At 44.8% G+C, this 11,724-nt stretch carries 8 protein-coding genes; 2 read left to right on the forward strand and 6 right to left on the reverse strand.

The window, feature by feature from the left end; genetic code table 11:
- Positions 1 to 13 precede the first annotated feature (13 nt).
- From AB6E52_RS01815 to AB6E52_RS01835, 5 genes are all read right to left on the reverse strand, one after another.
- Positions 14 to 778, reverse strand: a complete 765-nt coding sequence (locus AB6E52_RS01815; protein ID WP_017072457.1) for a transporter substrate-binding domain-containing protein — start codon at positions 776 to 778, stop codon at positions 14 to 16.
- A 255-nt stretch (positions 779 to 1,033) separates the two neighbouring features.
- Positions 1,034 to 2,800 (reverse strand): sodium:solute symporter family protein, encoded by a 1,767-nt coding sequence (locus tag AB6E52_RS01820; protein WP_017061487.1) that lies wholly within the window; start codon positions 2,798 to 2,800, stop codon positions 1,034 to 1,036.
- Positions 2,801 to 3,650: 850 nt separating this feature from the next.
- A complete protein-coding gene (locus AB6E52_RS01825; RefSeq protein WP_017061486.1) occupies positions 3,651 to 4,277 on the reverse strand; it encodes a bifunctional 4-hydroxy-2-oxoglutarate aldolase/2-dehydro-3-deoxy-phosphogluconate aldolase in 627 nt (208 codons plus the stop codon).
- A gap of 73 nt (positions 4,278 to 4,350) precedes the next feature.
- A complete protein-coding gene (locus AB6E52_RS01830) occupies positions 4,351 to 5,283 on the reverse strand; it encodes a sugar kinase (RefSeq protein ID WP_017061485.1) in 933 nt (310 codons plus the stop codon).
- Between the two features lie 34 nt (positions 5,284 to 5,317).
- Positions 5,318 to 5,653, reverse strand: coding sequence for a cupin domain-containing protein (locus AB6E52_RS01835; RefSeq protein ID WP_009846518.1), 336 nt, complete (start codon positions 5,651 to 5,653; stop codon positions 5,318 to 5,320).
- Between the two features lie 333 nt (positions 5,654 to 5,986).
- Between AB6E52_RS01835 and AB6E52_RS01840 the strand changes: the two genes are divergently transcribed.
- Both AB6E52_RS01840 and AB6E52_RS01845 read left to right on the forward strand, forming a co-directional pair.
- Complete coding sequence (locus AB6E52_RS01840) at positions 5,987 to 8,185, forward strand: heparinase II/III family protein (protein WP_017063613.1); 2,199 nt, start codon at positions 5,987 to 5,989, stop codon at positions 8,183 to 8,185.
- A 2-nt stretch (positions 8,186 to 8,187) separates the two neighbouring features.
- Positions 8,188 to 10,341, forward strand: a complete 2,154-nt coding sequence (locus tag AB6E52_RS01845; RefSeq protein WP_102320518.1) for a heparinase II/III family protein — start codon at positions 8,188 to 8,190, stop codon at positions 10,339 to 10,341.
- Positions 10,342 to 10,892: 551 nt separating this feature from the next.
- Here AB6E52_RS01845 and phnE read toward each other — a convergent pair.
- Positions 10,893 to 11,723 (reverse strand): phosphonate ABC transporter, permease protein PhnE, encoded by an 831-nt coding sequence (gene phnE / locus AB6E52_RS01850; protein ID WP_102320519.1) that lies wholly within the window; start codon positions 11,721 to 11,723, stop codon positions 10,893 to 10,895.
- Position 11,724: the final 1 nt, after the last annotated feature.

Raw genomic sequence — 11,724 nt, forward strand, 5'->3', positions numbered from 1 at the left:
AAATTGAAAAGAGTTACTTAAGGGAGTTGTGGATCAGGAACTCTTCTTCAACACCTTTCAATTTCATCTCATCCATAATGAAGTTCACCGTGTTCAACAAACGTTGTTCACCTTTAGGAATCAGGTAGCCGAACTGACTGTTGGTGAACGGGGTTTCGCAGCGGGCCGCTTCAAGACGTTCGTCAGTTACCTGATAGAACAGACCTTCAGGGGTTTCTGTCACCATCACATCAACTTTGCCTTCCGCTACTGCTTTTGGTACGTCGAGGTTGTTCTCGTAGCGTGTGAAGCTTGCGTTCTGCAAGTTCGCGTCGGCAAAGATCTCGTTAGTGCCGCCAATGTTCACGCCCACACGAACAGAAGAGTGGTTCACTTTCTCAATGCTGTCGTACTGTTCTGCGGTGCCTTTCGCAACCAAGAAACACTTACCAAAGGTCATGTAGCCTTGAGTTTGTTCCGCGTTTAACTGACGCTGCATTTTACGCGTAATGCCGCCCATCGCGATGTCGTACTTATCGTCGTCTAGGTCGGTCAGTAGATCTTTCCATGTGGTACGAACAATCTTCAATTCAACGCCTAATTGTTCCGCGATGTGCTGTGCAACATCGATATCGTAGCCAGAGTAGCTTTTACCATCGAAGTAAGAGAAAGGCTTGTAGTCACCTGTGGTGCCCACACGCAGAGTACCTGATTTTTGAATGTCTTCTAGCTGGTCAGCGTGTGCGACACCAGAAAGTGCCAGAGCAATGGAAGCAAGTAATAGTGATGTTTTTTTCATTGTAATTGTCTGTTGTGTTTGTGTTGTCATTCAAAGTAACAGAAACAATCAGAGAAAGAGATCAAACCATTGGAAAGGTTGGAAAAGAAGATGAAACGAGGGCAGGAGATAGGTATTTCTATGGTTTGTGAGCATTGTTCGAGGTGCGTTTCATATTCCGTTTTGATAAACCGAAGACAAACAAAAAGCCCATGTTATCGAATAACATGGGCTTCATTTTGGTTTAACTTGTTAGCTGCTTATTTAGCTATTTAGCTATTTGGCAACTGACTCGTTGTTCATCTTAGCCGGAGCTTTAGATGCGTTAACCAATAGGATACCAACGGTTAGTACCATTGAACCACATAGTAGGAACAACAAGCGTCCTGTTGGTTCGTTTGGAATCAGAGCCATTGCTAGGATACCGAAACCTGCTGTGCTGATAAGCTTACCAAGCATTGAACGCTGTTTAGTATCTAGGTTTTGTTGCTCTTCACCTTCCGCTACAAGCGGCGTGTTCCAGTTAGTGAATAGTTGGTCAACTTCTTTCTCACGCTCTGGCGATAGGCCTTTGTAGAAGCGAGAAGTCATGATGAAGTAACCACCTGTGAACACTACGTGAGCAGCTAAGCTAAGACCTACTTTCAAGTCGCTCCATTCACGGCCTGTAAGCGCTGTTTCTAGACCAAATAGGTTCTCGATGTCTTCTGCTTGCAGAGAGATACCGAAGATGTAAGAAACGAAACCACCAACCACTAGAGTAGACCAACCAGCCCAGTCAGGTGTCTTACGAATCCACATACCTAGTAGGACAGGGATAAGCATTGGGAAGCCAATCAACGCACCTACGTTCATTACGATATCGAACAAGCTTAAGTGACGCAGAGAGTTAATGAATAGACCAATCGCAATGATGAAAATACCCATCATGATAGTCGTTATCTTACTTACAATAACCAGCTCTTTCTGAGTCGCATTTTTACGAAGAATCGGGCTGTAGAAGTTCATTACAAAGATACCAGCGTTACGGTTCAAACCTGAATCCATAGAAGACATCGTTGCAGCGAACATTGCTGACATAAGAAGACCAACCATACCTGCTGGCATTACGTTTTGTACGAATGCTAGGTAAGCAGCATCACCGGCTTTATCGCCCATTGATGTGTATTGCTCAGCGAACTCAGGCATGAATGCACTAACGTACCAAGGTGGTAGGAACCAAATTAGTGGACCAACAACCATAAGGATACATGCTAGGCCTGCCGCTTTACGTGCGTTTTCACTGTCTTTTGCACATAGGTAACGGTATGCGTTGATGCTGTTGTTCATTACACCGAACTGCTTCACGAAGATGAATACAACCCAAAGGATGAAGATGCTCATGTAGTTTAGGTTGTTACCTAACATGAAGTCGCCGTCGAAGTTAGCAACAATGTTAGTTAAGCCGCCACCGTGGAAGTAAGCTGCTACCGCACAAGTGATTGTCACGGCCATGATTACAAGCATTTGCATGAAGTCAGAAGCAACAACCGCCCAAGAGCCGCCGGTTACTGCCATCAATACTAGAACCATACCCGTTACCACAATGGTAGCTTCCATTGGGATGTTGAATACCGCTGCTACAAAGATAGCTAGACCGTTTAGCCAGATACCTGCAGAGATAAGGCTGTCCGGCATACCTGCCCATGTGAAGAACTGTTCAGACGTTTTACCAAAGCGCTGACGAATAGCTTCGATCGCCGTTACCACACGAAGTTGGCGGAACTTTGGAGCGAAGTACATATAGTTCATGAAGTAGCCAAAAGCATTGGCTAAGAATAGGATTACAATAACGAAACCGTCATTGAACGCGCGTCCTGCGGCACCTGTAAACGTCCATGCTGAAAACTGTGTCATGAAGGCAGTTGCACCAACCATCCACCACAACATTTTGCCGCCCCCTCTGAAGTAATCACTTGTAGAGGTGGTGAACTTACGGAACATCCAACCAATCGCGATTAAAAAGAAGAAGTAGGCGAGAACAACAAAAGTATCAATAGTCATCTTTTCAGCCTTTTAAATATCATAATTAACTGGGCTTAGATTAACGCGTCCCAAGGTTTATTTGTACTACAATATGTCTTTAGTATGATCTAGGTCGCATTGATTTTTCGGTCTCTAACACGTGGTTATATAAGTAGTTGTTTTAATTGAATTTAAATGTGAGTGTATTTTGTTTGAGATCTAAAATAAATTGAGGGTTAAATGTTTATATGTATTACAATATAAACAAAAGCGCTTACTTTGCCGTATCTATAAGATTTTAATTATAACCGTAACAAATGTGCTACAAATTGGTGTGTTGTGCGACGACATTCACGTTAATTTGGAACCCTATACTGAAAATTTTTGTATTGAGATTTCAAGTGTAGCTCATTGTTTTCACTTCGCTATTTTCTGTTTATCTGCGGCCATGAAGCCTTTCTATGCTATTTATTCATCATAGAGGTGCGTATTTGAAATTTTTGTCACTGAGTGGGCGTTAAACTGGACGACGGGACACATTTTGCGGCTCACTTTGTCTATTGTGGTCTTCAGTGCATGCCATGAGAGATGCTTGATGACGTATCGAAAAGGACCATTGCTGGGTAAGGGGCTGGATAAGAAACTGGATAGGCGATAGGGGGCACCAGTAACGCTTCGCTAGATGCATACTGACGTAGATTGAAAGCCTTACATTACTCGTTCTTGCCTGTCTTAGTCACGGATCTTTACGAGCCCATAGGGAGAAAGGCGATAGGGTACAGGGGAAACAGAACGTTGATTGAGCGTGTTTACGGTTAGTCAGCGCAATAAATGACCGATAACAAAAAGCCCCACCGAGGTGAGGCTTCATCACTCAATCTAAAACAGATTAAGCGTTAACGTGATCAACTGCGTCACGAACAAGCTTGCCTAGTTCTTCCCACTTACCTTCGTCGATAAGGTTAGTTGGAACCATCCAAGTACCGCCACACGCAAGTACAGAAGGGATCGATAGGTATTCATCTACATTCTTCAAGCTTACACCACCAGTAGGCATAAATTTAACAGGGTAAACCGCTGTTAGTGCTTTAAGCATGCCAGTACCGCCAGAAGGCTCAGCAGGGAAGAACTTCAACGTGCGAAGGCCCATTTCCATTGCTTGTTCCACTAGGCTTGGGTTGTTAACACCCGGTACGATTGCAACGCCTTTATCGATACAGTATTGAACAGTGCGCGGGTTGAAACCTGGGCTTACGATGAAATCAACGCCAGCTTCGATAGATGCGTCAACTTGCTCGTTAGTCAGTACAGTACCTGAACCAATTAACATGTCTGGGAATTCTTTACGCATGATGCGAATCGCTTCGATTGCACATTCTGTACGTAGCGTGATTTCTGCACATGGCATGCCGTTTTCAACAAGTGCTTTACCTAGAGGGATAGCGTCTTCAGCACGGTTGATAGCGATTACAGGAATTACTTTTAGGTTTGCTAGTTGTTCATTTAATGTCGTCATGAATTCTTTCTCACGTTAAATGTGGGCTTGCTTTCAACTAAGCAAACCCTTGATTAATAGTTAAAGTGCGTAATTATAGAGACAGATCAGGCGTCGCTTCTAGAGGAATGATAGCACCTGGATGCTGAATCACAGTCCCTGCCACAATGTGACCTGCTAACGCTGCATCACGTGCATTGCCACCGCTTAAGCGCTTAGCTAGGAAGCCCGCGCTGAACGAATCGCCAGCCGCTGTTGTATCAACAATGTTGTCTACTGGATTTGGAGCAACGTACTGAGCGCTTTGGCTTTCAACTACTAGGCAGTCTTTAGCACCACGTTTAATGATGATCTCTTTCACACCAGATTCAGACGTACGTGCAATACACTGTTCAATGCTTTCGTCGCCGTACAACTCTTGCTCGTCATCGAACGTCAGTAGAGCCGTGTCAGTGTACTTAAGCATCTTCAAGTACCAAGAAATCGCTTCTTGTTGACTTTCCCAAAGTTTTGGACGGAAGTTATTGTCGAAGAATACTTGGCCGCCTTGCGCTTTAAATTTGTCTAAGAAGTTGAATAGCTGCGTGCGTCCATTCTCTGTCAAGATAGCAAGCGTAATACCACTTAGGTAAACCGCATCAAAAGAGAATAACTTATCAAGTAGGGCAGGCGTGTCTTCCTGGTCAAACATGAACTTTGCTGCAGCATCATTACGCCAGTAGTGGAAACTGCGTTCACCAGTTTCATCGGTCTCGATGTAGTAAAGCCCTGGTTGTTTGTGATCAAGCTGAGCAATTAAGCTAGTGTCGATACCTTCCGCTTGCCACTTTTCTAACATGTCGGTACTGAATGGGTCAGTGCCTAGCGCTGTTACGTAGCTCGTGTTGATATCTTGCTCTTTTGTTAAGCGAGACAAGTAAAGTGCAGTATTTAGTGTATCGCCACCGAAACTTTGCTTAAGCCCGTCTTGTTTCTTTTGTAGCTCAACCATGCACTCGCCAATGACCGCGATGTTTAATGATTTCATATGCTTACCTTAGCAACTGAGGTTGCGCTGTTTATTATTTTAGGAAATCTTCACGCGCAGGGTTGAAGATATCAAGAAGGATGCTGTCTTGCTCTAGTGCAACTGCACCGTGCATCATGTGTTTACGAGCGAAGTAAGCATCGCCTTCTTTAAGGACTTTCTTTTCGCCTTCAATCTCAGCTTCGAAGCTACCACGAACTACGTAACCGATTTGGTCATGGATTTCGTGAGTATGAGGGTGGCCAATCGCGCCCTTATCAAAACATAGGTGTACTGCCATTAGATCGTCAGTGTAAGCAACGATTTTACGCTTAATGCCGCCACCAAGTTCTTCCCATGGGTTTTCATCTAGGATAAAGAAAGAGTTCATTGTGTATCTCCTAATCTGTTTAAATCTTTTAAGTGTTACTTAACTTGCATCCATCATAAGGGAATGAGCCTAATTGTAATACAATATATCTAAATTTGTGTGATATTGATCAAGCGATACTTTATATAGCGTAAATAAATCAACAACTTAATAAATGGTTAATATTTACCATTAGCCAGCTACATCAATGACTTATGGCTAATTATGTGACTCTACTCATCATTTAGCGACGAATAGGTATAATTAAAGTTCATATTGTATTACTTTATATGGAGTTTGAAAATTTAATCAAAGTTTAAGCAGATAAACTCTTTATTGAGGGTGACAAAGAATATGACGACTAAACCAGTATTGTTGACTGAAGCAGAAATAGAGCAACTTCATCTTGAAGTGGGCCGTTCTAGCTTAATGGGCAAAACCATTGCAGCGAACGCGAAAGATCTAGAAGCATTCATGCGTTTACCTATTGATGTCCCAGGTCATGGTGAGGCTGGTGGTTACGAACATAACCGCCATAAGCAAAATTACACGTACATGAATCTAGCTGGTCGCATGTTCTTGATCACTAAAGAGCAAAAGTACGCTGACTTTGTTACAGAATTACTAGAAGAGTACGCAGACAAATACCTAACGTTTGATTACCACGTACAGAAAAACACTAACCCTACAGGTCGTTTGTTCCACCAAATCCTGAACGAACACTGCTGGTTAATGTTCTCAAGCTTAGCTTACTCTTGTGTTGCTTCAACCCTGACACAAGAACAACGCGACAATATTGAGTCTCGTATTTTTGAACCAATGTTAGAAATGTTCACGGTTAAATACGCACACGACTTCGACCGAATTCACAATCACGGTATTTGGGCAGTAGCGGCTGTCGGTATTTGTGGTCTTGCTCTTGGCAAGCGTGAGTACCTTGAAATGTCGGTGTACGGCATTGACCGTAACGACACTGGCGGCTTCCTAGCGCAAGTTTCTCAGCTGTTTGCACCGTCTGGCTACTACATGGAAGGTCCTTACTACCACCGTTATGCGATTCGTCCAACGTGTGTGTTCGCTGAAGTGATTCACCGTCATATGCCTGAAGTGGATATCTACAACTACAAAGGCGGCGTGATTGGTAACACAGTACAAGCGATGCTTGCGACGGCTTACCCGAACGGCGAATTCCCAGCTCTGAACGATGCATCTCGCACAATGGGTATTACAGACATGGGTGTTCAGGTTGCAGTGAGCGTTTACAGCAAACATTACTCATCTGAAAACGGCGTTGACCAAAACATTCTTGGTATGGCGAAGATTCAAGACGCAGTTTGGATGCACCCATGTGGTCTTGAGCTATCTAAAGCTTATGAAGCGGCGTCTGCTGAGCAAGAAATCGGCATGCCTTTCTGGCCAAGTGTTGAATTGAACGAAGGCCCTCAAGGTCACAACGGCGCGCAAGGCTTTATCCGTATGCAGGATAAGAAAGGCGACGTTTCTCAGTTAGTGATGAACTACGGCCAACACGGCATGGGTCACGGTAACTTTGATACGCTGGGTATTTCTTTCTTCAACCGTGGTCAAGAAGTACTGCGTGAATACGGCTTCTGTCGTTGGGTGAACGTTGAGCCTAAATTCGGCGGCCGTTACCTAGACGAAAACAAATCTTACGCTCGTCAAACAATTGCACATAACGCAGTAACGATTGATGAAAAATGTCAGAACAACTTTGACGTTGAACGTGCAGATGCAGTACACGGCTTGCCGCACTTCTTCAAAGTAGAAGACGAGCAAATCAATGGCATGAGCGCATTTGCTAACGATCATTACGAAGGTTTTGACATGCAACGCAGCGTGTTCATGCTAAACCTTGAAGAATTAGAATCTCCGCTACTATTAGATCTTTACCGTTTAGATTCTGAGAAAGGCGGTGAAGGTGAGCATCAGTACGACTACTCACACCAATATCAAGGTCAGATTGTTCGCACTAACTTTGAATACCAAGCAAACAAAGAGCTAAACACTCTAGGTGACGATTTCGGTTACCAACACCTATGGAACGTGGCAAGCGGTGAAGTGAAGGGCACAGCACTTGTAAGCTGGCTACAAAACAACACGTACTACACTTGGCTAGGTGCAACGTCTAACGACAATGCTGAAGTGATCTTTACTCGCACTGGCGCTAACGACCCAAGCTTCAACCTACGTTCAGAGCCTGCATTCATTCTACGCAGCAAAGGCGAAACAACACTGTTTGCTTCTGTTGTTGAAACGCACGGTTACTTCAACGAAGAATTCGAGCAATCTGTAAGTGCACGTGGTGTTGTGAAAGACATCAAAGTAGTGGCTCACACCAATATCGGTTCAGTAGTAGAAATTACGACAGAGAAATCAAACGTGACAGTGATGATCAGCAACCAACTTGGCGCGACTGACAGCACTGAACACAAAGTAGAACTGAACGGCAAAGTATACAGCTGGACAGGCTTCTACTCAGTAGAAATAATTTTAAACCCAGAATTAGCAAGCACAGCAGAGCAGGGGAAATAATAATGAGCTATCAACCACTTTTACTTAACTTTGATGAAGCAGCAGAGCTTCGTAAAGAACTTGGCAAGGATAGCCTTTTAGGTAACGCACTGACTCGCGATATTAAACAAACTGACGCTTACATGGTTGAAGTTGGCATTGAAGTTCCAGGTCACGGTGAAGGCGGCGGTTACGAACATAACCGTCACAAGCAAAACTACATCCACATGGATCTAGCCGGCCGTTTGTTCCTTATCACTGAGGAAACAAAATACCGTGACTACATCGTTGATATGTTAACTGCGTACGCGACGGTATACCCAACGCTTGAAAGCAACGTAAGCCGTGACTCTAACCCTCCGGGTAAGTTGTTCCACCAAACGTTGAACGAGAACATGTGGATGCTTTACGCTTCTTGTGCGTACAGCTGTATTTACCACACGATCTCTGAAGAGCAAAAGCGTCTGATCGAAGACGATCTTCTTAAGCAAATGATCGAAATGTTCGTTGTGACTTACGCACACGACTTCGATATCGTACACAACCACGGCTTATGGGCTGTGGCAGCGGTAGGTATCTGTGGTTACGCAATCAACGATCAAGAGTCTGTAGACAAAGCGCTTTACGGCCTGAAACTAGACAAAGTAAGCGGCGGTTTCTTAGCACAACTTGACCAACTGTTTTCGCCAGACGGCTACTACATGGAAGGTCCTTACTACCACCGTTTCTCGCTACGTCCAATCTACCTGTTCGCAGAAGCGATTGAACGTCGTCAGCCTGAAGTTGGTATCTATGAATTCAACGACTCAGTGATCAAGACAACGTCGTACTCTGTATTCAAAACAGCATTCCCAGACGGTACATTGCCAGCTCTGAACGATTCATCGAAGACAATCTCTATCAACGATGAAGGGGTTATCATGGCGACGTCTGTGTGTTACCACCGTTACGAGCAGACTGAAACTCTGCTTGGTATGGCTGATCACCAAAAAAATGTTTGGGTTCATGCTTCTGGTAAAACACTGTCTGATGCGGTTGATGCAGCAGACGACATCAAACCATTCAACTGGGGTAGCCTGTTTGTAACAGACGGGCCTGAAGGCGAAAAAGGCGGCGTAAGCATCCTTCGTCACCGTGATGTGCAAGACGACGACACAATGGCGTTGATCTGGTTTGGTCAGCACGGTTCAGACCACCAGTACCATTCTGCGCTAGACCATGGTCACTACGATGGCTTGCACCTAAGCGTATTCAACCGTGGCCACGAAGTGCTGCACGATTACGGCTTCGGTCGTTGGGTAAACGTTGAGCCTAAGTTTGGCGGTCGTTACATCCCGGAGAACAAGTCTTACTGTAAGCAGACGGTTGCTCACAACACAGTAACGGTTGATCAGAAAACGCAGAACAACTTCAACACAGCATTGGCTGAGTCTAAGTTTGGTCAGAAGCACTTCTTCGTAGCAGACGACCAGTCGCTACAAGGTATGAGCGGCACAATTTCTGAGTACTACACTGGCGTAGACATGCAACGCAGCGTGATTCTTGCTGAACTACCTGAGTTCGAAAAACCGCTAGTAATTGATGTGTACCGCATCGAAGCTGACGCTGAGCACCAGTACGACTTACCAGTTCACCACTCGGGTCAAATCATTCGCACTGACTTCGATTACAACATGGAAACAACGCTTAAGCCATTAGGTGAAGACAACGGTTACCAACATTTATGGAACGTTGCTTCAGGCAAAGTGAACGAAGAAGGTTCTCTAGTAAGCTGGCTACATGACAGCAGCTACTACAGCCTAGTAACCAGCGCGAATGCGGGCAGCGAAGTGATTTTTGCTCGCACTGGTGCTAACGATCCAGACTTCAACCTTAAGAGTGAGCCTGCGTTCATCTTACGTCAGTCTGGTCAAAACCACGTGTTTGCTTCTGTACTAGAAACGCATGGTTACTTTAACGAGTCTATCGAAGCCTCTGTAGGCGCTCGTGGTCTAGTTAAATCAGTATCTGTTGTGGGCCATAACAGTGTCGGGACTGTTGTTCGCATTCAGACTACTTCTGGCAACACTTACCACTACGGTATCTCAAACCAAGCTGAAGACACGCAGCAAGCAACTCACACTGTTGAGTTCGCAGGTGAGACATACTCGTGGGAAGGATCATTTGCTCAACTGTAAATGATTAACATACATGCCGTTTAACGATGGCTTGTGTTGATGTGGTGCTTTGCGGGAACGAAGCATCATATTTAATTCAGTCGTGATTGAAAAATCGTTCGTTGATACCAACAACGACTGAAACATCGGGAATAAGTCAAACCGAGTAACTCATTGCGAGTTGCTCGGTTTTTTTATGTGTGTAAGAAACAGAATAGAACGTTTCAACAAACAAAAAGCCTACTCAGTGAGTAGGCTTTGATCTTATTGACTAGGGCGTGTTGACTTTTCGCGGTTAAATTTTGTTCGAGATAAAAGCGTTTTAATCGAGGCGAGGGGGAAGTAGCCTAGTCATTCTAAGCAAATTCCCCTCAACAAAGAGTAAAACGCTTTTAGCCGAACCCTTCGGGCAGCGTTTGCTGGTCATTTCTACTACGTTATCGGCTTCTCATGTAGGCTAGCTACACATCGAAGCCTCTGTCTTGTATAAATACCCAGCAACTCGCTGCAAAAATCAGCTCGAAAGGTCAACACGCCCTAAATAACCGTCTATTTGACGTTGTTTTTATTATTTAGATAAGGGCTTTTCTTGCTTTGGCTGCCACCCATTCGGAGAAGATGACCGTCACTAGAATCGCACAGAAAATCACAGTCACTTGAGGCCATGCCAGCATCGCCATCGATTCTTGCAATTTCAAGCCGATACCGCCAGCGCCGACCAAGCCTAAAACCGTAGACTCACGAATATTGATATCCCAACGGAACAAGCTCGTGCCGATGAAACTTGGCATCACTTGCGGAAGAATGCCGTAGTTCAATACCTGCAGCGGAGAAGCTCCGGTCGATTGGATTGCAGACATCTGTGTTGCATTCACTTCTTCAATCGCTTCATACATTAACTTCGCCACGAAGCCAATTGAACGTAGCGCTATCGCAATGATACCGGCCAACAAGCCTGGGCCGATGATTGCTACCAATAACAATGCCCAAATTAACGAGTTAATTGAACGACTTGCCGCGATGATGAACAGCGCGATAGGTCTGATAAACGTCATGCTTGGCGTTGTATTACGTGCAGCTAAGAACGCTACTGGAAACGCGAGTACGATCCCCAACAGTGTGCCAAGTGTCGCGATGTTAATGGTGTCCCACAACGGGCTCCAAAGAGATTCTAAGTAGCTCCATCTTGGTGGCCACATACGTGAAGAGATATCAGCAAGTTGATTCGGTGAGTCAGTCACAAAGTACCAAATCGTGTCCTTGTTCATGACTTGCCATGCAAAAACCGTTAGCGCAACAAAGCAAAGCCAGCCAAGCCAAAGCATAAGGCTCTGTTTACTGTCGTAACGCTGCCATTGGGTACGATTGATGGCGCTTGTAGAGGTGTCATTTAGCGTGCTCATT

This window comes from Vibrio sp. 10N.247.311.13, from assembly GCF_041467595.1.
Taxonomy (GTDB): Bacteria; Pseudomonadota; Gammaproteobacteria; order Enterobacterales; family Vibrionaceae; genus Vibrio; species Vibrio crassostreae_C.

What these genes read in the sequence shown, in the direction of transcription:
- AB6E52_RS01815 (WP_017072457.1), bottom strand. Translation starts at nt 778, where the DNA reads ATGAAAAAAACATCACTATTACTTGCTTCCATTGCTCTGGCACTTTCT.
- AB6E52_RS01830 (WP_017061485.1), bottom strand. Translation starts at nt 5,283, where the DNA reads ATGAAATCATTAAACATCGCGGTCATTGGCGAGTGCATGGTTGAGCTA.
- AB6E52_RS01820 (WP_017061487.1), bottom strand. Translation starts at nt 2,800, where the DNA reads ATGACTATTGATACTTTTGTTGTTCTCGCCTACTTCTTCTTTTTAATC.
- AB6E52_RS01835 (WP_009846518.1), bottom strand. Translation starts at nt 5,653, where the DNA reads ATGAACTCTTTCTTTATCCTAGATGAAAACCCATGGGAAGAACTTGGT.
- AB6E52_RS01840 (WP_017063613.1), top strand. Translation starts at nt 5,987, where the DNA reads ATGACGACTAAACCAGTATTGTTGACTGAAGCAGAAATAGAGCAACTT.
- AB6E52_RS01845 (WP_102320518.1), top strand. Translation starts at nt 8,188, where the DNA reads ATGAGCTATCAACCACTTTTACTTAACTTTGATGAAGCAGCAGAGCTT.
- AB6E52_RS01825 (WP_017061486.1), bottom strand. Translation starts at nt 4,277, where the DNA reads ATGACGACATTAAATGAACAACTAGCAAACCTAAAAGTAATTCCTGTA.
- phnE (WP_102320519.1), bottom strand. Translation starts at nt 11,723, where the DNA reads ATGAGCACGCTAAATGACACCTCTACAAGCGCCATCAATCGTACCCAA.